The organism is Citrobacter sp. XY323, assembly GCF_025106035.1.
Lineage (GTDB): Bacteria > Pseudomonadota > Gammaproteobacteria > Enterobacterales > Enterobacteriaceae > Citrobacter > Citrobacter braakii.
Genome location: NZ_JANYUK010000023.1, coordinates 22,778 through 46,292 on the forward strand (window position 1 = coordinate 22,778; position 23,515 = coordinate 46,292).

General features: G+C 51.0%; 26 protein-coding genes and 1 other annotated feature. Of the genes, 13 read left to right on the forward strand and 13 right to left on the reverse strand.

The window, feature by feature from the left end; all coding sequences use genetic code 11:
- The first annotated feature begins 51 nt into the window (after positions 1 to 51).
- Complete coding sequence (gene ratA / locus N0B36_RS23415; protein ID WP_003031213.1) at positions 52 to 495, forward strand: type II toxin-antitoxin system toxin RatA; 444 nt, start codon at positions 52 to 54, stop codon at positions 493 to 495.
- A complete protein-coding gene (locus tag N0B36_RS23420; RefSeq protein WP_003839823.1) occupies positions 479 to 775 on the forward strand; it encodes an RnfH family protein in 297 nt (98 codons plus the stop codon). The genes ratA and N0B36_RS23420 overlap by 17 nt, the downstream gene beginning before the upstream one ends.
- A gap of 50 nt (positions 776 to 825) precedes the next feature.
- Here N0B36_RS23420 and bamE read toward each other — a convergent pair whose 3' ends face one another.
- The 3 genes from bamE to nadK all read right to left on the reverse strand — a co-directional run bounded on the left by bamE (position 826) and on the right by nadK (position 3,945).
- On the reverse strand, positions 826 to 1,170 hold the full coding sequence (gene bamE / locus N0B36_RS23425; protein WP_003826401.1) for an outer membrane protein assembly factor BamE: 345 nt from the start codon (positions 1,168 to 1,170) through the stop codon (positions 826 to 828).
- Between the two features lie 149 nt (positions 1,171 to 1,319).
- Positions 1,320 to 2,981 carry a DNA repair protein RecN gene (recN, locus tag N0B36_RS23430; protein WP_019077416.1) on the reverse strand — a complete coding sequence of 554 codons (1,662 nt, stop codon included), beginning with the start codon at positions 2,979 to 2,981 and terminating at the stop codon, positions 1,320 to 1,322.
- An 85-nt stretch (positions 2,982 to 3,066) separates the two neighbouring features.
- Positions 3,067 to 3,945 (reverse strand): NAD(+) kinase, encoded by an 879-nt coding sequence (gene nadK / locus N0B36_RS23435; protein ID WP_016154073.1) that lies wholly within the window; start codon positions 3,943 to 3,945, stop codon positions 3,067 to 3,069.
- A 122-nt stretch (positions 3,946 to 4,067) separates the two neighbouring features.
- Between nadK and grpE the strand changes: the two genes are divergently transcribed.
- The gene (gene grpE, locus N0B36_RS23440; RefSeq protein ID WP_003031221.1) at positions 4,068 to 4,661 is read left to right on the forward strand and encodes a nucleotide exchange factor GrpE; all 594 of its coding nucleotides are present in this window, start codon (positions 4,068 to 4,070) and stop codon (positions 4,659 to 4,661) included.
- Between the two features lie 50 nt (positions 4,662 to 4,711).
- Here grpE and N0B36_RS23445 read toward each other — a convergent pair whose 3' ends face one another.
- Both N0B36_RS23445 and N0B36_RS23450 read right to left on the reverse strand, forming a co-directional pair.
- Positions 4,712 to 6,001 (reverse strand): HlyC/CorC family transporter, encoded by a 1,290-nt coding sequence (locus tag N0B36_RS23445; protein WP_008324538.1) that lies wholly within the window; start codon positions 5,999 to 6,001, stop codon positions 4,712 to 4,714.
- Positions 6,002 to 6,019: 18 nt separating this feature from the next.
- Entirely contained in the window at positions 6,020 to 6,811 is a 792-nt protein-coding gene (locus N0B36_RS23450; RefSeq protein WP_103766803.1) for an inner membrane protein YpjD, read from the reverse strand.
- Between the two features lie 165 nt (positions 6,812 to 6,976).
- Here N0B36_RS23450 and ffh point away from each other — a divergent pair, with 165 nt between their 5' ends.
- From ffh to rplS, 5 genes are all read left to right on the forward strand, one after another.
- Positions 6,977 to 8,338: a signal recognition particle protein gene (gene ffh / locus N0B36_RS23455; protein WP_003031226.1), complete on the forward strand. Its 1,362-nt coding sequence runs from the start codon at positions 6,977 to 6,979 to the stop codon at positions 8,336 to 8,338.
- Positions 8,339 to 8,591: 253 nt separating this feature from the next.
- Entirely contained in the window at positions 8,592 to 8,840 is a 249-nt protein-coding gene (gene rpsP, locus N0B36_RS23460) for a 30S ribosomal protein S16 (protein ID WP_003031228.1), read from the forward strand.
- 18 nt (positions 8,841 to 8,858) lie between these two features.
- Positions 8,859 to 9,407, forward strand: a complete 549-nt coding sequence (rimM, locus tag N0B36_RS23465; RefSeq protein WP_003031230.1) for a ribosome maturation factor RimM — start codon at positions 8,859 to 8,861, stop codon at positions 9,405 to 9,407.
- A gap of 44 nt (positions 9,408 to 9,451) precedes the next feature.
- On the forward strand, positions 9,452 to 10,219 hold the full coding sequence (gene trmD, locus N0B36_RS23470) for a tRNA (guanosine(37)-N1)-methyltransferase TrmD (RefSeq protein WP_016157187.1): 768 nt from the start codon (positions 9,452 to 9,454) through the stop codon (positions 10,217 to 10,219).
- 41 nt (positions 10,220 to 10,260) lie between these two features.
- Positions 10,261 to 10,608, forward strand: a complete 348-nt coding sequence (gene rplS, locus N0B36_RS23475) for a 50S ribosomal protein L19 (RefSeq protein WP_002914145.1) — start codon at positions 10,261 to 10,263, stop codon at positions 10,606 to 10,608.
- Between the two features lie 127 nt (positions 10,609 to 10,735).
- Here rplS and N0B36_RS23480 read toward each other — a convergent pair whose 3' ends face one another.
- From N0B36_RS23480 to N0B36_RS23495, 4 genes are all read right to left on the reverse strand, one after another.
- On the reverse strand, positions 10,736 to 11,218 hold the full coding sequence (locus tag N0B36_RS23480; RefSeq protein WP_016154071.1) for an OmpA family protein: 483 nt from the start codon (positions 11,216 to 11,218) through the stop codon (positions 10,736 to 10,738).
- 10 nt (positions 11,219 to 11,228) lie between these two features.
- Positions 11,229 to 12,455 (reverse strand): diguanylate cyclase DgcN, encoded by a 1,227-nt coding sequence (gene dgcN / locus N0B36_RS23485; protein WP_047414892.1) that lies wholly within the window; start codon positions 12,453 to 12,455, stop codon positions 11,229 to 11,231.
- Positions 12,448 to 12,966, reverse strand: a complete 519-nt coding sequence (locus tag N0B36_RS23490; protein ID WP_016157185.1) for a YfiR family protein — start codon at positions 12,964 to 12,966, stop codon at positions 12,448 to 12,450. The genes dgcN and N0B36_RS23490 overlap by 8 nt, the downstream gene beginning before the upstream one ends.
- Positions 12,967 to 13,124: 158 nt before the next feature.
- A complete protein-coding gene (locus tag N0B36_RS23495; protein ID WP_049282581.1) occupies positions 13,125 to 13,499 on the reverse strand; it encodes a DUF2799 domain-containing protein in 375 nt (124 codons plus the stop codon).
- 215 nt (positions 13,500 to 13,714) lie between these two features.
- Here N0B36_RS23495 and aroF point away from each other — a divergent pair, with 215 nt between their 5' ends.
- Together aroF and tyrA are read left to right on the forward strand one after the other, a co-directional pair.
- On the forward strand, positions 13,715 to 14,785 hold the full coding sequence (gene aroF, locus N0B36_RS23500) for a 3-deoxy-7-phosphoheptulonate synthase AroF (protein WP_259689350.1): 1,071 nt from the start codon (positions 13,715 to 13,717) through the stop codon (positions 14,783 to 14,785).
- A gap of 10 nt (positions 14,786 to 14,795) precedes the next feature.
- On the forward strand, positions 14,796 to 15,917 hold the full coding sequence (gene tyrA, locus N0B36_RS23505) for a bifunctional chorismate mutase/prephenate dehydrogenase (RefSeq protein WP_103766806.1): 1,122 nt from the start codon (positions 14,796 to 14,798) through the stop codon (positions 15,915 to 15,917).
- A gap of 101 nt (positions 15,918 to 16,018) precedes the next feature.
- Here the strand turns inward: tyrA and pheA are convergent, their stop codons facing one another.
- The 4 genes from pheA to bamD all read right to left on the reverse strand — a co-directional run bounded on the left by pheA (position 16,019) and on the right by bamD (position 18,782).
- Entirely contained in the window at positions 16,019 to 17,179 is a 1,161-nt protein-coding gene (gene pheA, locus N0B36_RS23510; RefSeq protein WP_047499527.1) for a bifunctional chorismate mutase/prephenate dehydratase, read from the reverse strand.
- Between the two features lie 30 nt (positions 17,180 to 17,209).
- Positions 17,210 to 17,335, reverse strand: a sequence feature (Phe leader region).
- Positions 17,287 to 17,334, reverse strand: coding sequence for a pheA operon leader peptide PheL (pheL, locus tag N0B36_RS23515; protein ID WP_100250063.1), 48 nt, complete (start codon positions 17,332 to 17,334; stop codon positions 17,287 to 17,289). Its footprint overlaps the feature before it by 48 nt.
- Before the next feature lie 102 nt (positions 17,336 to 17,437).
- Positions 17,438 to 17,776, reverse strand: a complete 339-nt coding sequence (raiA, locus tag N0B36_RS23520; RefSeq protein ID WP_003031244.1) for a ribosome-associated translation inhibitor RaiA — start codon at positions 17,774 to 17,776, stop codon at positions 17,438 to 17,440.
- 268 nt (positions 17,777 to 18,044) lie between these two features.
- Positions 18,045 to 18,782: an outer membrane protein assembly factor BamD gene (gene bamD, locus N0B36_RS23525; RefSeq protein WP_016154064.1), complete on the reverse strand. Its 738-nt coding sequence runs from the start codon at positions 18,780 to 18,782 to the stop codon at positions 18,045 to 18,047.
- A gap of 131 nt (positions 18,783 to 18,913) precedes the next feature.
- On the opposite strand from bamD, the gene rluD reads away from it, so the two are divergent.
- The 3 genes from rluD to clpB all read left to right on the forward strand — a co-directional run bounded on the left by rluD (position 18,914) and on the right by clpB (position 23,325).
- Positions 18,914 to 19,894 (forward strand): 23S rRNA pseudouridine(1911/1915/1917) synthase RluD, encoded by a 981-nt coding sequence (gene rluD, locus N0B36_RS23530; protein ID WP_016154063.1) that lies wholly within the window; start codon positions 18,914 to 18,916, stop codon positions 19,892 to 19,894.
- The gene (yfiH, locus tag N0B36_RS23535; RefSeq protein ID WP_200079715.1) at positions 19,891 to 20,622 is read left to right on the forward strand and encodes a purine nucleoside phosphorylase YfiH; all 732 of its coding nucleotides are present in this window, start codon (positions 19,891 to 19,893) and stop codon (positions 20,620 to 20,622) included. Before rluD ends, yfiH begins: the two co-directional genes overlap by 4 nt.
- Before the next feature lie 129 nt (positions 20,623 to 20,751).
- Positions 20,752 to 23,325: an ATP-dependent chaperone ClpB gene (gene clpB, locus N0B36_RS23540; protein WP_047499529.1), complete on the forward strand. Its 2,574-nt coding sequence runs from the start codon at positions 20,752 to 20,754 to the stop codon at positions 23,323 to 23,325.
- The last annotated feature ends 190 nt before the right edge of the window (positions 23,326 to 23,515 follow it).

Below are 23,515 nucleotides of genomic sequence, written 5' to 3' on the forward strand. Positions count from 1 at the left end.
AGCGGGTGATAAATGGTATTATTTGTGTGATTGATATTGATGGGAATTGTTATGCCTCAGATTAGCCGGACCGCTTTAGTACCCTACAGTGCGGAACAGATGTATCAGCTAGTGAATGATGTTAAGTCCTATCCTCAGTTTTTGCCGGGTTGCACCGGTAGCCGCGTACTGGAGTCGACTCCGGGACAAATGACGGCCGCTGTGGATGTCTCGAAAGCAGGGATCAGCAAAACGTTCACCACGCGCAATCAACTGACCAGTAATCAGAGCATTCTGATGCATCTGGTCGATGGGCCGTTCAAGAAGCTGATTGGCGGCTGGAAGTTTACGCCACTGAGTCATGAAGCGTGTCGTATTGAATTCCACCTTGATTTTGAGTTCACCAATAAGTTAATCGAGCTGGCGTTTGGCCGTATCTTTAAAGAACTGGCTTCAAATATGGTGCAGGCCTTCACGGTTCGCGCGAAAGAGGTTTACAGTGTCAGCGTCGGCTAAAATTGTCGTTGAAGTGGCGTACGCGCTACCCGAGAAACAGTATTTACAGCGCGTAACGCTGCAGCAGGGCGCAACGGTGGAAGAGGCTATCCGCGCTTCCGGGCTGCTGGAATTACGTACCGATATCGATCTCAGTAAAAATAAAGTGGGTATCTACAGCCGTCCGGTAAAGCTTGCTGATGTTCTGCATGACGGCGATCGGGTGGAAATTTACCGGCCACTGATTGCTGACCCAAAAGAGCTGCGCAGACAGCGAGCAGAGAAATCCGCTAAAAAGTAACAAACAATAAAAAAGGTGCTCATTGAGCACCTTTTTTTGATCTCTCAAACCTACTTGTTATCGGTCAAAGCGGGTTTGTTATCAATGTTGGTCAATACGCCGCTGCTGTTAAAGGTCAGCGTCAGCGTTTGCTGGGTTACGCCTTCATGTCCAGGTTGCTGACGGAACACATAAAACCAGGTGTTAGTGCCAAAAGGATCGGACATCATTGGTGTACCCAGAGCATAAGCAACCTGCTGTTGCGTCATACCCGTGCGCACTTTAGCGACATCGGTAGGTGTCAGATAATTTCCCTGGTTGATGTCAGGGCGGTAAACCACTCGCTCCAGAGTGGAACAGCCTGCAGTCAACATCAGTAGTACTGCTGCAGCAGCAGTCAGCGTTTTACAGCGCATAGTGATTTGATTCCTTTTCGGGCCCGAGCAGTACGCGGCTCATATGTAATATGCCGATGATAATAGACCTTTCACCACTTTAAAACCTTTTGCTGTCGGGTCGGTCGGCGATTTTATGTTGAACTCAGACCTTCACAAGGTAAAAAAGTTTATGCCGCCAGCAGTTCTTTTGCATTTGCGAGGGTATTGCGCGTCACTTCGCTACCGCCAAGTAGACGGGCTAATTCCTGCAGGCGAGCGCGTTTATCAAGCGGCTGCATGTGTGTTTCCGTCATCGCGCCATCTGTTTCTTTGCTGACATAGAAATGTTGATGACCACAGCCCGCAACCTGCGGCAGGTGAGTAACACACATTACCTGCGTTGACTCGCCCAACTGTCGCAACATTTTACCCACTACCGCAGCCGTCGGGCCGCTGATACCAACATCCACCTCATCGAAAATTAGCGCAGGCGTTTCCATCTTACGTGCTGTAATGACCTGAATAGCCAGCGCAATACGTGACAGTTCCCCGCCGGAAGCGACTTTCGCAATTGGCTGTAACGGCTGACCTGGGTTAGTGGTCACTTTAAACTCCACGCGGTCGGCACCGTCTGCGCTCAGGTGGTGCTCCTCAAATTTCACATCAATGCAAAAGACACCGTGCGGCATCGAGAGAGCATGCATGCTCTCTGTAATAAGTTGCCCCAGTTCCTGCGCATAATGCTGACGCTGTTGGTGCAGCATTTTTGCCGTTTCCAGCGCCTGCAGGTGGTGATTGTTCACCGCCAGGGTTAAGGTTTCGAGCGAGTCGGCCTGATCGTCCAGTTGCTGTTGTTCATCCAGCAACGACTGATAGAACTGTGGCAGCACTTCAGGGGCAACATGATGCTTACGCGCCAACGAGATTTGCCTGGAGATACGCTGTTCGAGTTCGAACAAGCGGTTAGGGTCTAAATCCAGACGATCGCAATAGTGGCGCAGCTCGTCGCTGGCTTCGCTGAGCTGGATGGTGGCCTCTTCCAGCATATCCAGAATACCTGAAAGTTTGCCGTCCATGCCTGCCAGTTCAGTGACCAGGTGTTTTGCGGTGTACAGTTGGCTTTGCAGATTGATGTCTTCACCATCAGCCAGGATAGCCAGCGCCTGTTGGCTGGTGGTGAGCAATTGCCCACTGTTAGCCAGGCGCTTGTACTCTTCATCAATTTGCTCAAACTCACCCGGCTGCGGATTGAATTCGTTCAGTTCCTTTAACTGGTATTGCAACAATTCCGCCCGGGCTGCGCGTTCCAGGCTTTGTTGCTGATGATGCGCCAGGTCACGACAACTTTGGTGCCACAGTTGGTAGCGCGCAGCCATTTCCTGGGTCAGAGACGCTTCATTGGCGTAACCATCAAGCAGGGATTTTTGGTGTTCTGATTTTGTCAGGAGCTGATGCGCATGCTGGCCATGGATTTGAATAAGTAACTGGCCCAGCTCGCGCAACTGCGATAACGGAACGGCGGTTCCGTTAATAAACCCACGGGAGCGGCCATCGCTGCTGATAACGCGACGTAGCAAACACTCACGGCCTTCCTCAAGCTGGTTCTCTTCCAGCCAGCGCAGGGCTGCGGGGGTATCTTTTAAGGCAAAACGGGCGCAAAGGTCGGCTCGCATGGCGCCTGCACGCACCATGTCTGCGTCTGCGCGTCCGCCCAGACACAAACCGAGAGCATCAATGGCAATGGACTTACCCGCACCGGTCTCACCGGTGATAACGGTCATTCCGTTCTGGAAATCGATCTCAAGTTCACGAACGATAGCAAAATTGCTGATGGTCAGTTGTGCCAACATAGCTGTTTTCCTGTATGAAAAACCATAACTGTGATTTCATACAGTATAAACTGGTTTTTTATACAGTAAAGAGGTTAGCGTTAAATTAGAATAATTTTTTTGACCAACCAAGCTTAGTGCTTAATGTGTTGAAATAGCTGTAATCTTTTGGATGTATCAGGTTCAGATGATAATCACAGCGGCGAATCAATACGTCTTCACCTTCCTGTATAGGTAGGGCGATTTGGCTGTCACAGCTGATCTCCAGATCGTTACGGCGATGAGAAAAGCGCAGGCGAATGGTGCTGCTACTGTTGATCACCAGCGGTCGCGCGGAAAGCGTATGCGGAAACATAGGTACCAGCGTAATGGCATCCAGAGAAGGCGTCAGAATTGGGCCTCCGGCAGAGAGCGAGTAGGCGGTAGAGCCGGTCGGCGTGGAGATAATCAGCCCATCTGAACGTTGGGAGAAGGCAAAAATTTCATCGATATAGACTTCAAATTCAATCATGTGCGCCACTTTCCCGGGATGCAGCACAACTTCATTGATGGCAGTGCTAATGCGCTTCTGGCAATCCTGTTGACACACCTGAGCTTCGAGTAAAAAGCGCTTTTCGCTGATGTAGTGGCCTTCCAGCACGTCAGCTAACTGTTGTTGGGCATTGTCTGGGTCAAGGTCGGTCAAAAAACCGAGGTTGCCGCGGTTAATGCCAATTACCTTGATGTCATAACGTGCCAGGGTGCGTGCGGCGCCCAGCATATTGCCGTCGCCGCCGACTACCACGGCGAGGTCTGCCTGTTGGCCAATCTCTGCGAGCGTGCCGGTTTTCACATTTTTCAGCTGCAGTTCGTGGGCGATTTGTTGCTCAACGATAACCTCATAACCTTTGGTGCACAGCCAACGGTAGAGCATTTCATGTGTGGTCAGTGCAGTGGGGTGACGTGGATGCCCCACAATGCCAATACACTTGAAATGTTTGTTCATTTTCTCGAGGTCCTTGTAACGAAGATTAGTGACAATGTGAGTACTTCCCTTGAATCCCTGAATCTGATCCCCATAATAAGCCAAGTTAGCGAGATGAATGCGAAAAAAACGCGGAGAAATTCATGAGTAGTAAAGAACAGAAAACGCCTGAGGGGCAAGCCCCGGAAGAAATTATCATGGATCAGCACGAAGAAGTTGAGGCGGTTGAATCAGACGCTTCTGCTGAGCAGGTGGATCCGCGCGATGAAAAAATTGCGAATCTGGAAGCTCAGCTTGCTGAGGCCGAAACTCGCGAGCGCGACAGCGTGTTGCGTATCAAAGCGGAAATGGAAAACCTGCGTCGTCGTACCGAACTGGACGTAGAAAAAGCGCATAAGTTTGCGCTGGAAAAATTCGTCAACGAACTGCTGCCGGTGCTGGATAGCCTGGACCGCGCGCTGGAAGTGGCGGATAAAGATAATGACGCTATGGCGGCGATGGTTGAAGGTATTGAGCTGACCCGTAAGTCAATGCTGGATGTCGTGGCGAAGTTTGGTGTACAGGTGGTTGCGGATATCGATGTGCCGATGGACCCGAACGTGCACCAGGCAATTGCAATGGTAGAGTCTGACGACGTTGCTGCCGGTAATGTGCTGATGGTAATGCAGAAAGGCTATACCCTGAACGGACGTACCATCCGCGCCGCGATGGTCTCTGTGGCGAAAGCCAAAGGCTAATCAGCCTTCAGGTCGGGTAATGCTCACGCGCTACCCGGCCTGAATTACTCTCACTGGTCCGACACGCTTTCCCGTAGCGGTTTGACCGGCAATACCTGCACCTGTTTAATCATATTGTCCTGCACGTCGAGAATATCGATATCGTACTGTCCAATGCGCACACGCGTGCCGGCAACCGGGATCTCTTCCAGCGCTTCAAGAATAATACCATTCACGGTACGTGCGTCATCTTCCGGCAGGTGCCAGTTAAACGCCTTATTGATTTCACGAACGTTGGCGCTGCCGTCAATGATCACCGAGCCATCATTCTGCGGCGTTACCTCTTCGGCAAGCGTGGGTGACATTGAAGTGGTGAAGTCGCCGACAATCTCTTCCAGAATATCTTCGACCGTGACCAGCCCCTGAATATCGCCATATTCATTGACAACCAGACCCACTTTCTTCTTGTTTCGCTGAAACTTAATGAGCTGGGTGCTGAGAGGCGTACCTTCCGGGACGTAATAAATTTCGTCGGCGGCACGTAACATGGTCTCTTTGGTGAACTCTTTTTTCTCTGCCATCAATCGCCAGGCTTCACGTACGCGCAGCATACTGATGGCGTCGTCCAGCGAGTCGCGGTACAGCACAATACGGCCGTGTGGAGAGTGCGAAAGCTGACGCACGATTGACTTCCAGTCATCGTTAATATCAATGCCGATGATTTCGTTACGCGGGATCATGATGTCATCGACGCTGACTTTTTCCAGATCCAGCACTGACAGCAGCATATCCTGGTTACGGCGTGAGATTTGCGAGCGCGATTCATTCACCAGCGTTCGCAGTTCATCTTTACTCAGCGAACCGCTCACCACGATATCCGTTTTGATGCCCATCATGCGCATAAGTAGCCGCGTGATGGTATTGAGTAGCCACACCAACGGCATCATCAGAATCTGCAGTGGAGCCAGCAGTACACTGCTCGGATAGGCGACTTTTTCTGGATACAGCGCAGCAATAGTCTTGGGCAGTACTTCGGCAAAAACCAGCACGACAAACGTCAGTACCCCAGTGGCAATGGCGACACCCGCATCGCCATACAGGCGCATACCGACAATGGTGCCGAGCGCGGAGGCCAGAATATTCACCAGATTATTACCGATGAGCACCAGGCTTATCAGGCGGTCCGGCTTACGAAGTAGCTTTTCAACGCGTTTTGCCTGACGATTTCCCTGCTTGGCCCGATGACGTAGACGATAGCGATTCAGGGTCATCATTCCGGTTTCAGAACCGGAAAAATAGGCGGAAATGACCACCATGATGAGAAGCGTGACAATGAGCGTGGTGGTGGAGATGTGTTCCACGTAGGGTTCCTTAAAGATTTAACTCACGAACTGCTGCAGGATACGACTGCCGAAATAGGCCAGCGTTAGAATGCCTGCGCCTGCGACGTTAAACCATACGACGCGACGTCCGCGCCAGCCTTCATGGTAATGCCCCCACAACAGAACGATATAGGCAAACCATGCCACGATAGAGAGAACGGCTTTATCAATGTTCTCGGTACTGAACAGGTTATGCATGTAAAACAGGCCTGTGCACAGGGTGAGCGTCAGCAGAACCACGCCAATTTGGGTGATATGAAACATTTTCCGCTCAATACTCATTAGCGGCGGCATCTCATTGCTGAAGGCCAGTTTTTTGTTTTTCAACTGGTAGTCGATCCATGCCAGTTGCAGCGCATAGAGTGCGGCGATAATCAGCGTGGCGTAAGCGAATAGCGATAGCCCAATGTGAATCATCATGCCCGGCGTAGCTTCGAGATGGGTGATGAACTCGTTCGGCATAAACGTGGCGAAGGCCAGGTTGATCAGCGCAAAGGCGTAGACAATGGGCAGCAATAGCCAGCCACGATTGCGGGAAGCGACGATAGTCATTACCGTACAGATCATCAGGCTAACCAGCGAGCCGACGTTCAACAGACTCAGGTTTTGTCCGCTTTCACCGCCGGGCAGAATTCGCGCTTCCAGGGCGATAGCATGACTTACCAGCGCGACGACCGCAGAGAGAATAGCCATACGCCGCCAGCCGCTGTTTTTTTGCAGCAGAGCGGGAATAATCAGCGCGAGGCTGACTGAGTAGGCGACAAGGGCGAGCAGAGCAAAAACGGGCATATAGGTGTCGACAGTTGGCCAGTGATAAAGAAAAGCAGTATAGCGTTACGTGACCGCTGCTCCAACCGTTGCATAACAACAAAGGCGGCTTCATGTTATACTGCGACAAATTTCTGTTGATGTGTCGCTGTCGCGACCGACCGTTTCCACCCCAGGCGAGAGACAATGTTTGATAATTTAACCGATCGTTTGTCGCGCACGCTGCGCAATATCAGTGGCCGTGGACGCCTTACTGAAGACAACGTTAAAGAGACGCTGCGCGAAGTGCGCATGGCGCTGCTGGAGGCTGACGTAGCGCTGCCGGTAGTGCGTGAGTTTATCAATCGCGTAAAAGAGAAAGCGGTTGGTCATGAAGTTAACAAAAGCCTGACGCCGGGTCAGGAGTTCGTCAAGATTGTCCGTAACGAACTGGTTGCGGCAATGGGCGAAGAAAACCAGACCCTGAATCTGGCTGCACAGCCGCCAGCCGTTGTGCTGATGGCTGGTCTGCAGGGGGCGGGTAAAACGACCAGCGTCGGTAAGCTGGGGAAATTCCTGCGTGAGAAGCACAAGAAGAAAGTGCTGGTGGTCTCCGCGGACGTTTATCGCCCGGCGGCGATAAAACAGCTGGAAACGCTGGCCGAGCAGGTCGGTGTGGACTTCTTCCCGTCGGATGTCGGCCAGAAGCCGGTCGATATCGTTAACGCCGCGCTGAAAGAAGCCAAACTCAAATTCTACGACGTGCTGCTGGTGGATACCGCCGGTCGCCTGCACGTTGATGAAGCGATGATGGACGAAATCAAACAGGTCCACGCTTCTATCAAGCCGGTTGAAACGCTGTTTGTGGTCGACGCCATGACCGGTCAGGATGCCGCGAATACCGCAAAAGCCTTCAACGAAGCGCTGCCGTTAACCGGTGTCGTGCTGACCAAAGTTGATGGTGATGCTCGTGGTGGTGCGGCGCTCTCTATTCGTCATATCACCGGCAAGCCGATTAAATTCCTCGGCGTCGGCGAGAAAACCGAAGCGCTGGAGCCGTTCCACCCGGATCGTATTGCTTCGCGTATTCTCGGCATGGGTGACGTGCTGTCGCTGATCGAAGATATCGAAAGCAAGGTTGACCGCGCGCAGGCAGAGAAATTAGCCAGCAAGCTGAAAAAAGGCGACGGCTTCGATCTCAACGATTTCCTTGAGCAGCTCAACCAGATGAAAAACATGGGCGGCATGGCAAGCCTGATGGGCAAGCTGCCGGGCATGGGGCAGATCCCAGACAACGTGAAATCGCAGATGGACGATAAAGTGCTGGTGCGTATGGAAGCCATCATCAACTCGATGACGATGAAAGAACGCGCTAAGCCGGAAATCATCAAAGGTTCCCGTAAACGCCGTATTGCTGCCGGCTGCGGTATGCAGGTACAGGACGTAAACCGCCTTCTGAAACAGTTCGACGACATGCAGCGCATGATGAAGAAAATGAAGAAAGGCGGTATGGCGAAGATGATGCGTGGCATGAAGGGTATGATGCCGCCAGGCTTCCCTGGTAGATAAATATATCGGGCTACCTAATTTGCCTTTTTGACGTCGGGGTGGGCTCGAAATGCTCACGTACTGCATGTACGTTCCGCTTTCTGCGCGCACGCCGACGCCAAACTGGCTGCAATGGTAACGCCCTGGTATAAAGCCTCATCACATGTTGATTGCTTTTTTCCCAGAAATCAGTAAAATTTTCGGGCTTTTAATATGACACCCGGGCTCCGTTCCTCGATGGGGCCTGGGTGTTTTATTCACACAAGAGGATGTTATGGTTACTATTCGTTTAGCTCGTCACGGCGCTAAAAAGCGTCCGTTCTACCAGGTTGTTGTTACCGACAGCCGTAATGCACGCAACGGTCGCTTCATCGAGCGCGTTGGCTTCTTTAACCCAATCGCTAGCGAAAAAGAAGAAGGCACTCGCCTGGATCTGGATCGCATCGCTCACTGGGTTGGCCAGGGCGCGACTATTTCTGATCGCGTAGCTACGCTGATCAAAGCAGCAAACAAAGCAGCTTAATCTGTCACGGTGGTCATGATGAGCAAGCAACTCGCCGCGCAGGCTCCTGTGGAACCCATCGTTTTGGGGAAAATGGGGTCTTCTTACGGTATCCGTGGTTGGCTCAGAGTGTTTTCTTCCACTGAAGACGCCGAAAGCATTTTTGACTATCAGCCCTGGTTTATCCAGAAGGCGGGTCAGTGGCAGCAAGTACAGCTGGAAAGCTGGAAGCACCACAATCAGGATCTGATCATCAAGCTGAAAGGCGTTGACGATCGTGATTCGGCGAATCTACTGACTAATTGCGAAATTGTCGTGGATTCCTCGCAGTTGCCAGCGCTGGAAGATGGTTCCTACTACTGGAAAGACCTTATGGGCTGCCAGGTAGTGACCACTGAAGGTTACGATCTCGGTAAAGTCGTCGATATGATGGAAACCGGTTCGAATGACGTCATTGTCATTAAGGCAAACCTGAAAGATGCGTTTGGTATCAAGGAACGTCTTGTACCGTTCCTCGATGGGCAGGTTATCAAGAAAGTCGATCTCGCTACTCGTACTATCGAAGTAGATTGGGATCCTGGTTTTTAAACCACCGGATAAACGGTAAAAGTCGGCGTTATGGGGATTGGCTTGTGTTTATAGGTATCGTTAGCCTGTTTCCAGAAATGTTCCGCGCAATTACCGATTACGGGGTAACTGGCCGGGCAGTAAAAAATGGCCTGCTGAACATCCAGAGCTGGAGTCCTCGTGACTTTACTCATGACCGGCACCGTACCGTGGACGATCGTCCTTACGGCGGCGGACCGGGGATGTTAATGATGGTGCAACCTTTACGGGACGCCATTCATGCAGCAAAAGCTGCGGCTGGTGAAGGCGCAAAGGTGATTTATCTGTCACCTCAGGGACGCAAGCTTGATCAAGCGGGCGTTAGCGAACTGGCCACGAATCAAAAGCTGATTCTGGTGTGTGGTCGCTATGAAGGAATAGATGAGCGCGTGATTCAAACCGAAATTGACGAAGAATGGTCAATCGGCGATTACGTTCTCAGCGGTGGTGAGTTACCGGCAATGACGCTGATCGACTCCGTTTCTCGGTTTATTCCGGGAGTTCTGGGTCATGAAGCTTCGGCAATCGAAGATTCGTTTGCTGATGGGTTGCTGGATTGCCCGCACTATACCCGACCTGAAGTGTTAGAACAGATGGAAGTACCGGCAGTGTTACTGTCGGGGAACCACGCTGAGATACGTCGCTGGCGTTTAAAACAGTCGCTGGGCCGGACCTGGCTTAGAAGACCTGAACTTCTGGAAAACCTGGCTCTGACTGAAGAGCAAGCAAGGTTGCTGGCGGAGTTCAAAACGGAACACGCACAACAGCAGCATAAACATGATGGGCTGGTCTGAGACCCCCAAATATCAGTTTACCCAGGATAAGAGATTAAATTATGAGCAACATTATTAAGCAACTTGAACAAGAGCAGATGAAGCAGGACGTACCTTCCTTCCGTCCGGGTGATACCGTGGAAGTGAAAGTATGGGTTGTTGAAGGTTCCAAAAAACGTCTGCAGGCATTCGAGGGCGTGGTTATCGCTATTCGTAACCGCGGTCTGCACTCTGCATTCACTGTTCGTAAAATTTCCAACGGCGAAGGCGTTGAGCGTGTCTTCCAGACTCACTCTCCGGTAGTTGACAGCATTGCTGTTAAACGTCGTGGTGCTGTTCGTAAAGCTAAACTGTACTACCTGCGTGAGCGCACTGGTAAGTCTGCTCGTATCAAAGAGCGTCTTAACTAAGATTCGCGCAAGCGACATCCTGTTAGAAAAGGGCTGGCCGAAAGGCTGGCCCTTTTTTTATTCCGACCTTACTCTTTTGTTTTATTGCAATTGGATGGCTGCGCGGCGCGCAGCCAGTTGAGGACTTTTACGGCGTAGCGATCACGACTGCAACCCGGCGGTTTTCAGCACGACCTTTTGACGTCTGATTACTGGCGATCGGGTATTTCTTCCCGAGTCCCTGCGTTGTCAGATTAGTGCGGGGAATGTTGGCGCCCTGTGCCCACGCATCGGCAACCACATTCGCGCGTTTGAGCGACAGCGCTTCGTTGTAGCTGTCTTCGCCGTAGTTATCGGTATGACCATCCATACGCGCATGGTTTAACCCGGTAGCTGCCAGTTTGGATGCCATTTCCTGGATCTGCTTTTCACTTTCAGGGCGGAGCTTATAGTCGTTTTTGTCAAACAGGATGTTGTCAGACAGACCAAGAGACCAGTCTCCGGAAGCTTCGGTAAATCCGTACGATTTCATGGCTGCAATTTGCTCCGGGGTAAATTTTCCCTGAGGTGCCTGACAGCCTGCCAAAATCAGTAAAAGCAGAAGAAACGGGGATGATAGACGTTTTAGCATGTGTAAGTCCTTATTTTTTAATAATGCGTTCAGAACGCAAATTTTTGGCCTGATACATATTTTTATCGGCAAGTTCTTGTAATTTCTCAGCAGAGGCATGTTCCCACGTCAGCGCAAAACCAATGCTGAGTGTCATGCTTGCCTGATGACCGTTATGCAGGTCAAAAGGTCGGTTAAACTCGTGTGACAGTGCCGCGCAGATCCGCTGAACTTCGTATTCAGAGTGAACGCTGTACAGCACCATAGCGAACTCATCGCCGCCAAGTCTGTAGGGGTGATGTCGATTACCACCAAACTCGGACAGCCTGTTTGCAACTTCAATCAGGACCCGATCCCCCGCTGCGTGGCCCCAGGTATCATTAATAAATTTAAAATTATCACCATCAAGGAATAACAGTGCGGAGCTGCTGTGAGCGGCATGGTCATTCATCAGGGCGTTAATGCTGCTGCGAAATGCGGCGCGATTCGCCAGTCCGGTCAGCGGATCGTGTAGCGCCGTACGCAAAAGCTGGGCGTTCTTTGCCTGCAGTTTAAGTTGCCACTCCTCCATCTCGTCCAGCAGACTATTAAAATCCTGGGCAAAAAGGTGAAACTCTTCAATGCGCTCTTCTGAAACGCGCCGTGAAAAGTTACGGTTGGTACGAACATCATGTACCACCTCGGTTATATTTTGCAGGGCTTCCACGACGCCATTATGTAAATAACGAGTGAGCATTAATGCAATGCCAGAGGCCAACAGAATGCACCCGGTAAGGACGGCCAGCGACAAATAGATGAAATGGCTGATAACGCTATCGCGCGCAGTCAATCGTACTTCGCCGATGACGTTGCCATTATGCAAAATAGGTTGAGTGACCGGTTGGGGAAACAGCCAGTGGCTGATAAGTCCGCTGATTTTTTCAGTGGTATCCTGCGCGTTATAGCGCCAGGTGGCGATCACCTTCTGGTTTTTATTACGAACTTCTGCAACGGAAAATTGCCCCTGCTGGCCCAGTGCTGCCAGCGTTTCAGTGGCCGCGACGCCATCAGAAAAAACTAATGCTGCTTCAAGCGTGCGGGTCATAGTTGCTGCGGTCAGATCCAGGTTCTTTTGCGCATACTGTCTCAATGCCAGCACCGAAGAAATGCTGAGCAGCAGCCAGATCAGCGTCATAGTTACCAGAACGCTGATTATGCTGATACGCCGTAATGTCCGCTTAAACGTCGGGCGTGTTATGGGAGAATGGCCCTTATCCATGCTTCTGATTCCGTGCAAGCATTAATACGTCCGGACTGACCCTTACGCCACTGCGTGAAAGGGAATCCATATTTACGGAAAATCTCACATCTTCATCTTTAATTATGAGGCAAAAGGCGCTGCCAATAACGCATTCGGGGTTCTGTTCGGCAATTAATAGCAATGCCTTAGACGGATATTTATTCTTTAATTCCACCTGATAAGTAGGGGATTCTTTTCCAAAATAAAAGCCATCACACTGCGAAACTAATATTTCTTGTTCCGTACGAATGATGACGGGAAGATAGGGTAATGCTCCGGCACTGGTATCTCCCAGGACACTGGAAAAACGCGATGAAGAGAAAATACACAGTTTGGGGGGCCCGGACAGTGCAGGCCAGCGCGTATAACTGACGATGCCGGAAACCATAGCGCGTACAGATTTTGCTTCTTCCGTAACGCTTTGGGCGTACAGCGGTAATCCGGTCAGGAGCAGTGCCAGTAGAAGTATGAGTCGGTAAGAATAGCTCATGAATAGTTACCTACCAGCGTTTGCCGTAAAACGTCGAAATACATTCAAGATTATTTAGGACAAAATAACATTATTTTCCTAAGCCGTCATTATGCCAGGTGGAAAGCTATTAGTAATTTAAGTTAAGTCTTAGTGCTTTATAAAATATAAGCTATTGTTTAATTTAATCTTATTGAGGCAGCACCTTCATTTGCTCCTTTTTGCCAGGCACTGTGTAACTGGTCAATATTTTCGACCGTATCACAACTTGAGGGAAAGGTTTTCCCGGTCAAACCTCTGGCGTAAACAAAATCCGGCTGGCAGATTTTACGTTGTCCCTCGGCATAACCCTTAAGATATTCCGTACGATCGACTTCGGGGTCATTGTAGTTGTCGGCAAGAGTTTCATTATCTTTAACGGCATACCCCGAAATGGCATCTTGTATTCCGGCGTCGTACCAGGCGGTTCCCGTCCATGTGGGGGCGTGGGTATAAGGATCTATCTGACATCCGCTAAGAAGTAATAGAAATAGGGTGCTGATGAGTTGCTTCATTGCCTGTACTCCCTCGTTTTTTTAAGCATAGTGGATCTCACTACCGGATGGTGTAAATTTTAATGTACGAAATGGAGGGCGTATTCTGTCATTAAAGTGTATGTTGTAAATTAAAATTTACGGTTTGTGGATTGAAATCTTTACCTGTTGTGTTATCGTTATCACCTCCTCGCTGAGGATCAACTATCGCAAACGAGCTAAACAGGATCACCACCATGCAAAAAGACGCGCTGAACAACGTACATATTACCGACGAACAGGTTCTGATGACTCCGGAGCAGCTGAAAGCTGAATTCCCGCTGAGCCAGGCGCAAGAAGCGCAAATCTCCCAGTCACGCAAAACCATTTCAGATATTATCTCTGGTCGCGATCCGCGCCTGCTGGTGGTATGTGGCCCGTGTTCCATTCACGATCCTGAAATGGCTATTGAGTACGCTCGTCGGTTTAAAGCCCTTGCCGCAGAGGTCAGCGATAGCCTCTACCTGGTGATGCGCGTCTATTTTGAAAAGCCCCGTACCACCGTCGGCTGGAAAGGGTTAATTAACGATCCTAATATGGATGGCTCTTTTGATGTTGAAGCCGGCCTGAAAATTGCGCGTCAGCTGCTGCTTGAACTGGTGAATATGGGACTTCCGCTGGCAACTGAAGCGCTGGATCCCAATAGCCCGCAATACCTGGGCGATCTGTTTAGCTGGTCTGCAATCGGTGCGCGTACCACGGAATCGCAGACTCACCGCGAAATGGCTTCCGGTCTTTCGATGCCGGTCGGCTTTAAGAACGGTACTGACGGTAGCCTGGCGACCGCCATTAACGCGATGCGCGCGGCGGCACAGTCGCACCGCTTTGTTGGTATTAACCAGGCCGGACAGGTTGCACTGCTGCAAACTCAGGGTAACCCAGACGGTCACGTGATCCTGCGCGGTGGTAAAGCGCCGAACTACAGCCCGGCAGATGTCGCCCAGTGCGAAAAAGAGATGGAGCAGGCGGGACTACGACCTTCTCTGATGGTAGATTGCAGTCATGGTAACTCCAATAAAGATTACCGCCGCCAGCCTGCCGTGGCTGAATCCGTGATTGCACAAATCAAAGATGGCAATCGCTCGATCATTGGCTTGATGATTGAAAGTAATATTCACGAAGGCAACCAGTCTTCTGAACAGCCGCGTAGCGAAATGAAATACGGCGTGTCTGTAACTGATGCCTGCATTAGCTGGGAAATGACGGATGCGCTACTGCGTGAAATTAGCCAGGATTTAAACGGCCAGCTGTCGGCGCGTGTAGCATAAGAGGTTGGTTATGGTTGCTGAATTGACCGCATTACGCGATCAAATTGATGAAGTCGACAAGGCGCTGCTGGGTTTACTGGCACGTCGCCTGGAGCTGGTGGCCGAAGTCGGTGAAGTAAAAAGCCGCTTTGGGCTGCCTATCTACGTGCCGGAACGGGAAGCCTCTATGCTGGCCTCCCGCCGGACGGAAGCGGAAGCCCTTGGCGTGCCGCCGGACCTGATTGAAGATGTGCTGCGCCGGGTTATGCGCGAGTCTTACTCCAGTGAGAACGACAAAGGATTTAAAACGCTTTGTCCTTCTCTGCGACCGGTGGTGATTGTCGGCGGCGGCGGTCAGATGGGACGTCTGTTCGAAAAAATGCTCACCCTGTCAGGTTATCAGGTACGGATCCTGGAACAGCAGGACTGGGATCGTGCGCCGGAGATGGTCTCTGATGCTGGCATGGTGATCGTCAGCGTGCCGATCCACGTCACTGAGCAGGTGATCGCCAAATTACCGCGTCTGCCGTCCGACTGCATCCTGGTGGATCTGGCTTCGGTGAAAAATGGTCCTTTGCAGGCGATGCTGGCGGCGCACGACGGCCCGGTGGTGGGATTACACCCCATGTTTGGCCCGGACAGCGGCAGTCTGGCAAAGCAGGTTGTCGTCTGGTGTGACGGACGTCAGCCGGAAGCTTATCAGTGGTTTCTGGAACAGATTCAGGTGTGGGGGGCGCGACTGCATCGGATCAGTGCTGTTGAACACGACCAGAACATGGCATTTATTCAGGCATTGCGTCACTTTGCGACCTTTGCTTACGGTCTGCATTTAGCGGAAGAGAATGTTCAACTGGAGCAGTTACTGGCACTCTCTTCGCCGATTTATCGCCTTGAACTGGCGATGGTCGGACGTCTGTTTGCCCAGGATCCGCAGCTCTATGCCGATATCATTATGTCGTCTGAGAGTAACCTTGCGCTGATCAAACGCTACTACCAACGTTTTGGTGAGGCGATCGGTTTACTGGAGCAGGGCGATAAGCAAGCGTTCATCGACAGCTTCCGTAAGGTGGAGCACTGGTTTGGTGATTATGCGAAACGCTTCCAGAACGAAAGCCGTACTTTGTTGCGCCAGGCTAACGATAGTCGCCAATAAATACGATGCTTGATGGCAACGCTGATGCGTTGTATCAGTCATACAAGGATCGGCTAAATAGAATGCCGGATAAGCGTAGCGCCATCCGGCATTGTCAAACGTTAGCTTGGATCGACCGGCACCACATTCTCACTTGGATAGCAGCCAAGTACTTTCATCGAGCGCGTAATCTCACCTAACTCCTTCAATGCTTTTTGCATCTGGGGTGATTCCAGGTTGGCCTGGATATCAAGATAAAACATTTCTTCCCACGGATTGCCGTGAATCGGGCGTGACTCCAGTTTAGTCATAATCAGATTATGGTTGCGCAGTACCAGCAGAGCTTCTACCAGCGCACCGGCTTGTTGTCCTGTCGCCATCAGCAACGTGGTTTTTGCTGGCACCTGATCGGAAACATTGATTGCCTTGCGCGCCAGTACCACGAAGCGGGTGATGTTTTGCGTCTGATTAGCTTCGATATGCTCGAGAACCTGCAAACCGTATAGTACGCCTCCGGCTTCGCTCCCCAGAGCCGCCACGCGCGGTGAGTTAGCCTGCGCAACTTTTTCCATCGCCGCCGAGGTGCTTTCGGTGTACTCAATCTTCCAGTGCGGGTAACGACTCAGGAATTTGCTGCACTGCTGGAATGGCTGCGGATGGCTATATACCGTTTCAATGGTCTCGAGATCTGTCGTGCCGGACACCAGTAGGCAGTGGTCAATCGTGATAGTCATCTCGCCAACGATAGACAGGCTGGTGTGCTGTAGCAGGTCGTAAACGTCGTTAATCCCACCGGAACTGGTGTTTTCAATCGGAACCACTGCATAGTCTGCTTGTCCGGTTTCGACCTGATTAAAGATATCGGCAAATTTCGCGCAGCCGCTTTCTATAAATTGTTCAAAATGGCGGGCAGCATACTGACGTGCGGCAAGATGAGAATATGACCCTTTTGGCCCGAGGAAAGCTACGCGTGCTGAGTGCGGGTTAATTTTGTTCAGATGCTGCTGGAGCAGTGCCTGCTGAGTCAGGACGGAGTCTTCGATTATGAGCTGGAACAGGCGAGTGATGTAGTGAGCATCAAGATGATGTGCTTTGCCAAGCTGAATCAGTCGGTCCAACAGATCGCGCTCACGGTCGATATCACGAACTGGACGATGTGAAAGGAGCTTAGCTTTGCCAACTTCTACGGCCAGTCCACGTCGCTCAGCCAGCAGGGCCAGTAATTTTTCATCCAGCGTGCTGATCTTATCGCGCAGCGCCAGCAATGGGTTATCCGATGTCATAGTGTTGCCTTTCTTGTTATCAATTTATCAATAAAAAAGGCCCCCCGTTGTGGGAGGCCTTATTGTTCGTCTTCGCATTCTTTATCACACGACGAAACGCCTCCCATTCAGGGGAAGGTAAAAAAGAATGCGAAGAAGAACGGGACAAGTTTCATGTAATTTTCCTTTGGCTACGTCAGTAAAGTACCCGTACTGTTTTCACCCTGTCAACAAAAAACGCGCCCGGAGGCGCGTTGGCGATACACTCAATGTAAGGGACTACTCTTCTTCTGCTTCGACGAAGTTGGCGTCTTTGACTGAAGTTGTTGCACGACGGGCTTCGCCTTTGTGCTGCACTTTATTGAGCTGCCGTTCCAGCTTGTTGATCAAATCGTTAATTGCGGTGTACATATCCTCGTGTTTTGCGCTGGCGACCAGATGTCCGTTCGGTGTATTGATGGTGGCATCAGCAATGAAACCCTGCGGCTCCTTAGACAGAATGATATGTGGATTAATCAGATGAGTTTGCCATTTTTCGAGTTTGGCGAGACGGTCTGCGACATGCTGGCGAATTGCCGGAGTAATTTCCATTTGTTTACTGGTAATGTTCATTGTCATAAATTTTACCTCTTGTCTTTCCCGTCTTGGTGATTCCAGCATACCGTTCCTAATGTCAAAATGTGTGATATTAATCACATTTTTTTGTCGCTTTTTGTCAAGAAAACCTTTTTGTGAGGCACCGCAGGAACAAGCGATTTTTTACTTGAGGAATACCTGAAAGCAGGCCATATTTGATGAGATGCGTTGCAGCTAAACCGCTTCAGTTGTGACGTTTACGGATAAAAAAACGGCAGCCTTTGGGCTGCCGTTTGCATTCTGAGATAAATCAGGTATTGCTGCTGTTGGCGGCAATGATTTTCGCTACTTTTTCTGCCTGCGCATTCATCTGCATCTGGCGATAAGCATTTTCCATTAACGGCAGGGCATTGCGTGTTGCCTGGGTATCCGGGAAGTCGCGCAGCATGCCTTCCACACGGTTTACCACGGCAACCCATGCACCGCGGGCAGTGTAGTATTCCACAACGGAATATTCATACTTCGCCAGACGGTCTTTCAGGAATACCAGACGTTTGGTGGCGTCAGTGGTGTACTGGCTGTTCGGATAGCCACGTACCAGTTTGGAAAAGTCATTAAACGCAGCTCGGGCATGTTGCGGATCGCGATCGCTGCGATCAACACCAAAGAATCCTTGCAGTGCGCTATCATCCAACGCCATATTGGTCAGGCCACGCATATACATGACATAATCAATGTTAGGGTGTGTCGGGTTAAGACGAATAAAACGATCGATGGCAGCCTGAGCAAGTGGCAGATCGGCGTTTTTGTAGTAGGCGTAGATGAGATCTAATTGCACCTGCTGAGAATACGGTCCAAATGGATAACGGTTATCCAACGCTTCTAATTGCGTTATTGCCTGTTTCCAGTTACCGTCCTGCAGCTTTTGCTGAGCAGTCGCGTAGATTTCATTTGGCGGATTATCGGGCACCTCTTCCTTTGAACCAGAGCAACCCGCCAAAAACAGGCTCAACGTGGCTGCTGCCACCAGATATTTCATGCGCGTCATGACGTTTTGACTTTCCTCAAAATGTTTTACGGGAGATTCTCTGTTCCTGCTCCCGGTTAAGACCAGCTACAATAGCACACTATATTAAACGGCAAAGCCGTAAAACCCAACGTTAAACGAAGAAGCAGTTTATGGCACAACGAGTAGAACTCACCGCAACAGTCTCCGAAAATCAGCTCGGTCAACGCTTAGATCAGGCTTTGGCCGAATTGTTCCCTGATTATTCGCGATCGCGCATAAAAGAATGGATCCTTGACCAGCGCGTACTGGTAAATGGCAATCTTTGCGATAAACCGAAAGAAAAAGTGTTGGGTGGAGAGCGCGTCTCCATCACTGCAGAAATTGATGAAGAGGTTCGTTTTGAACCTCAGGATATCCCACTGGATATCGTTTATGAAGATGACGATATTCTTGTCATCAACAAACCCCGTGACCTCGTAGTGCATCCGGGGGCCGGTAATCCTGATGGCACGGTATTGAATGCATTACTGCATTACTACCCGCCAATCGCGGATGTTCCACGTGCTGGTATCGTGCACCGTCTGGATAAAGACACGACCGGATTAATGGTGGTGGCAAAAACCGTTCCGGCGCAAACGCGTCTGGTGGAGTCGCTGCAACTGCGTGAAATTACCCGTGAGTACGAAGCCGTGGCGATTGGTCATATGACGGCAGGCGGAACCGTTGAGGAACCGATTAGCCGCCACCCGACCAAGCGTACGCACATGGCGGTACACCCAATGGGGAAACCGGCGGTGACGCACTATCGCATAATGGAACACTTCCGTGTGCACACGCGTCTGCGGCTGCGTCTGGAAACCGGACGTACGCACCAGATCCGCGTGCACATGGCGCATATCACCCATCCGCTGGTGGGCGATCAGGTCTACGGCGGTCGTCCGCGTCCACCGAAAGGCGCTTCTGACGAATTTATCTCCGTTCTGCGTAAGTTCGATCGTCAGGCGCTGCACGCGACTATGCTGCGTTTATATCACCCAATTTCAGGTATCGAAATGGAATGGCACGCACCTATTCCACAAGATATGGTGCAATTGATTGAAGTGATGCGCGCTGATTTCGAAGAACATAAGGATGATATTGCCTGGCTATGAGTAAGCTAATTGTCCCGCAGTGGCCGATACCGCAAGGTGTTGTGGCGTGTAGTTCTACCCGTATTGGCGGTGTTAGCATGCCGCCTTATGATTCGCTGAATCTGGGCGCCCATTGCGGGGACAACCCGGAGCATGTTGAAGAGAACCGCAAGCGGCTGTTTGCTGCGGGCAATCTGCCGTCAAAGCCAGTCTGGCTGGAGCAGGTCCACGGTAAGGATGTCCTGAAACTGACCGGCGAGCCTTACGCCTCCAAACGTGCGGATGCTTCTTACAGCAATACGCCGGGCACCGTGTGTGCAGTGATGACGGCCGACTGTCTGCCAGTGCTGTTTTGCAATCGCGCTGGAACGGAAGTCGCGGCGGCACATGCGGGTTGGCGCGGATTATGCGCCGGCGTGCTGGAAGAGACGGTAGCGTGTTTTGCCGACAAACCTGAAAACATTATTGCCTGGCTAGGCCCGGCGATTGGCCCGAACGCGTTTGAAGTGGGAGCAGAAGTTCGCGCAGCGTTCATGGCGAAAGATCCGCAAGCGGACCTCGCATTTGTACCGCATGGTGATAAATATCTGGCGAATATTTACCAGCTTGCGCGTCAGCGTCTGGCAAATATCGGAGTAGAGAACATCTACGGTGGCGACCGTTGCACCTTCAGCGAAAGTGAGATGTTCTTCTCTTATCGTCGCGACAATACCACGGGTCGTATGGCAAGTTTTATTTGGCTGATATAACCTAAAGAATCAAGACGATCCGGTACGTGTAATTTTCTTTTCACATAATTCAGGTCATTCACCTTGAATAATTGAGGGATGACCTCATTTAATCTCCAGTAGCAATTTTGACCTGTTATGGGAGGAGTTATGCGTCTGGATCGTCTTACTAATAAATTCCAGCTTGCTCTTGCCGATGCCCAGTCACTCGCATTGGGGCACGACAATCAATTCATCGAACCACTTCATCTAATGAGCGCCTTGCTGAATCAGGAAGGGGGATCGGTACGTCCTTTATTAACGTCTGCTGGCATTAATGCTGGCCAGTTACGTACAGCCATTGACCAGGCGTTGAGCCGGTTGCCGCAGGTAGAAGGTACCGGCGGTGATGTGCAGCCTTCTCAGGATCTGGTGCGTGTACTGAATCTTTGCGACAAGCTGGCGCAAAAACGTGGGGACAACTTTATTTCGTCAGAACTGTTCGTACTGGCGGCGCTTGAGTCACGCGGTACGCTGACCGATTTACTAAAATCAGCAGGTGCGACGACCGCGAATATCACTCAGGCAATTGAACAAATGCGTGGAGGTGAAAGCGTGAATGACCAGGGGGCTGAAGACCAACGTCAGGCCTTGAAAAAATATACCGTCGACCTGACCGAACGTGCCGAGCAGGGCAAACTCGATCCGGTTATCGGGCGTGATGAAGAAATTCGCCGTACCATTCAGGTACTGCAGCGGCGTACTAAAAATAACCCGGTGTTAATCGGCGAACCAGGTGTTGGTAAAACGGCCATCGTTGAAGGGCTGGCCCAACGAATTATCAATGGTGAAGTGCCGGAAGGCTTAAAAGGTCGCCGTGTGCTGGCGCTGGATATGGGCGCGCTGGTGGCTGGGGCCAAATATCGTGGTGAGTTTGAAGAACGCTTAAAAGGCGTGCTGAACGATCTCTCGAAACAGGAAGGCAATGTCATCCTGTTTATTGATGAGTTGCATACCATGGTTGGGGCGGGTAAAGCCGATGGCGCAATGGACGCCGGGAACATGCTGAAACCTGCGCTGGCACGCGGGGAACTGCACTGTGTAGGCGCAACAACGCTTGATGAATATCGCCAGTACATCGAAAAAGATGCGGCACTGGAACGTCGTTTCCAGAAAGTATTTGTAGCCGAACCTTCAGTAGAAGACACCATCGCGATTCTGCGTGGCCTGAAAGAACGTTATGAGCTGCACCACCATGTGCAGATCACTGACCCGGCGATTGTTGCGGCAGCTACGCTGTCTCATCGCTATATTGCCGATCGTCAGTTGCCGGACAAAGCTATCGACCTTATCGATGAGGCGGCATCCAGCATTCGTATGCAGATTGACTCCAAGCCGGAGGAACTCGACAGACTCGACCGCCGGATTATCCAGCTCAAACTGGAACAGCAGGCATTAATGAAAGAGTCTGATGAGGCGAGTAAAAAACGTCTCGAGATGCTCAACGAAGAGCTGGACGATAAAGAGCGCCAGTATTCTGAATTAGAAGAAGAGTGGAAAGCTGAAAAAGCATCCCTATCGGGAACGCAAACTATCAAGGCTGAGTTGGAGCAGGCGAAAATCGCCATCGAACAGGCGCGTCGCGTCGGCGATCTGGCGCGGATGTCTGAACTGCAGTACGGCAAAATTCCTGAACTGGAAAAACAACTGGAAGCAGCCACCCAGTCTGAAGGCAAAACCATGCGTCTGCTGCGTAATAAAGTCACGGATGCAGAAATTGCAGAAGTGCTGGCGCGCTGGACCGGTATCCCGGTTGCTCGCATGCTGGAAGGCGAACGGGAAAAACTGTTGCGTATGGAGCAGCAGTTGCACAGCCGCGTGATTGGCCAGAACGAAGCGGTGGAAGCCGTTTCTAACGCCATCCGTCGTAGCCGTGCTGGCTTGTCCGATCCAAATCGCCCGATTGGTTCATTCTTGTTCCTCGGCCCAACCGGTGTCGGTAAAACTGAACTGTGCAAAGCGCTGGCAAACTTTATGTTCGACAGTGACGATGCCATGGTGCGTATCGATATGTCCGAGTTTATGGAGAAACACTCGGTGTCTCGTCTGGTCGGGGCGCCTCCGGGATATGTCGGCTATGAGGAAGGTGGATATCTGACAGAAGCGGTACGTCGCCGTCCTTACTCTGTCATTCTGCTGGATGAAGTGGAGAAAGCGCACCCGGATGTGTTCAATATTCTGTTGCAGGTGCTTGACGATGGTCGTCTGACTGACGGGCAGGGGAGAACGGTCGACTTCCGTAATACGGTTGTCATCATGACCTCGAACCTGGGGTCCGATCTGATTCAGGAACGCTTCGGTGAGCTGGACTACGGCCACATGAAGGATATGGTCCTGGGCGTCGTGAGCCATAATTTCCGCCCGGAATTCATCAACCGTATAGATGAAGTTGTTGTATTCCATCCGTTGGGTGAGCAGCACATTGCTTCTATTGCACAGATCCAACTGCAACGTCTGTATAAACGTCTGGAAGAGCGTGGCTATGAAATCCATATCTCTGACGAGGCGCTTAAACTGCTGAGTGCGAATGGTTACGATCCGGTGTATGGCGCACGTCCACTCAAACGTGCTATCCAGCAACAGATCGAAAACCCGCTGGCGCAGCAAATTCTGTCTGGTGAGCTGATTCCTGGCAAAACGATTCGGCTGGAAGTGAATGACGATCGCATTGTGGCAGTGCAGTAAGTCACAAAATGACAATAAACGAGCCCTGCGGGGCTCGTTTTTGTTTAAAAACAAAGCGAAAAGCAATGTAACGGTTGAAAAGTAGCCGCTTGATAAGTTTTTTGTATTTTTAACTTGTCAGCCTGAAATAACTCCCTATAATGCGCCTCCACTGACACGGAACAACGGATTACAAACCGCCGGGTCAGCG

Excerpts from the sequence above, each read along its gene's own strand:
- ratA (WP_003031213.1), top strand. The coding sequence starts at position 52 with ATGCCTCAGATTAGCCGGACCGCTTTAGTACCCTACAGTGCGGAACAG.
- bamE (WP_003826401.1), bottom strand. The coding sequence starts at position 1,170 with ATGCGCTGTAAAACGCTGACTGCTGCTGCAGCAGTACTACTGATGTTG.
- recN (WP_019077416.1), bottom strand. The coding sequence starts at position 2,981 with ATGTTGGCACAACTGACCATCAGCAATTTTGCTATCGTTCGTGAACTT.
- nadK (WP_016154073.1), bottom strand. The coding sequence starts at position 3,945 with ATGAACAAACATTTCAAGTGTATTGGCATTGTGGGGCATCCACGTCAC.
- grpE (WP_003031221.1), top strand. The coding sequence starts at position 4,068 with ATGAGTAGTAAAGAACAGAAAACGCCTGAGGGGCAAGCCCCGGAAGAA.
- N0B36_RS23450 (WP_103766803.1), bottom strand. The coding sequence starts at position 6,811 with ATGCCCGTTTTTGCTCTGCTCGCCCTTGTCGCCTACTCAGTCAGCCTC.
- ffh (WP_003031226.1), top strand. The coding sequence starts at position 6,977 with ATGTTTGATAATTTAACCGATCGTTTGTCGCGCACGCTGCGCAATATC.
- rpsP (WP_003031228.1), top strand. The coding sequence starts at position 8,592 with ATGGTTACTATTCGTTTAGCTCGTCACGGCGCTAAAAAGCGTCCGTTC.
- rimM (WP_003031230.1), top strand. The coding sequence starts at position 8,859 with ATGAGCAAGCAACTCGCCGCGCAGGCTCCTGTGGAACCCATCGTTTTG.
- rplS (WP_002914145.1), top strand. The coding sequence starts at position 10,261 with ATGAGCAACATTATTAAGCAACTTGAACAAGAGCAGATGAAGCAGGAC.
- N0B36_RS23480 (WP_016154071.1), bottom strand. The coding sequence starts at position 11,218 with ATGCTAAAACGTCTATCATCCCCGTTTCTTCTGCTTTTACTGATTTTG.
- dgcN (WP_047414892.1), bottom strand. The coding sequence starts at position 12,455 with ATGGATAAGGGCCATTCTCCCATAACACGCCCGACGTTTAAGCGGACA.
- N0B36_RS23490 (WP_016157185.1), bottom strand. The coding sequence starts at position 12,966 with ATGAGCTATTCTTACCGACTCATACTTCTACTGGCACTGCTCCTGACC.
- N0B36_RS23495 (WP_049282581.1), bottom strand. The coding sequence starts at position 13,499 with ATGAAGCAACTCATCAGCACCCTATTTCTATTACTTCTTAGCGGATGT.
- aroF (WP_259689350.1), top strand. The coding sequence starts at position 13,715 with ATGCAAAAAGACGCGCTGAACAACGTACATATTACCGACGAACAGGTT.
- tyrA (WP_103766806.1), top strand. The coding sequence starts at position 14,796 with ATGGTTGCTGAATTGACCGCATTACGCGATCAAATTGATGAAGTCGAC.
- pheA (WP_047499527.1), bottom strand. The coding sequence starts at position 17,179 with ATGACATCGGATAACCCATTGCTGGCGCTGCGCGATAAGATCAGCACG.
- raiA (WP_003031244.1), bottom strand. The coding sequence starts at position 17,776 with ATGACAATGAACATTACCAGTAAACAAATGGAAATTACTCCGGCAATT.
- bamD (WP_016154064.1), bottom strand. The coding sequence starts at position 18,782 with ATGACGCGCATGAAATATCTGGTGGCAGCAGCCACGTTGAGCCTGTTT.
- rluD (WP_016154063.1), top strand. The coding sequence starts at position 18,914 with ATGGCACAACGAGTAGAACTCACCGCAACAGTCTCCGAAAATCAGCTC.
- yfiH (WP_200079715.1), top strand. The coding sequence starts at position 19,891 with ATGAGTAAGCTAATTGTCCCGCAGTGGCCGATACCGCAAGGTGTTGTG.
- clpB (WP_047499529.1), top strand. The coding sequence starts at position 20,752 with ATGCGTCTGGATCGTCTTACTAATAAATTCCAGCTTGCTCTTGCCGAT.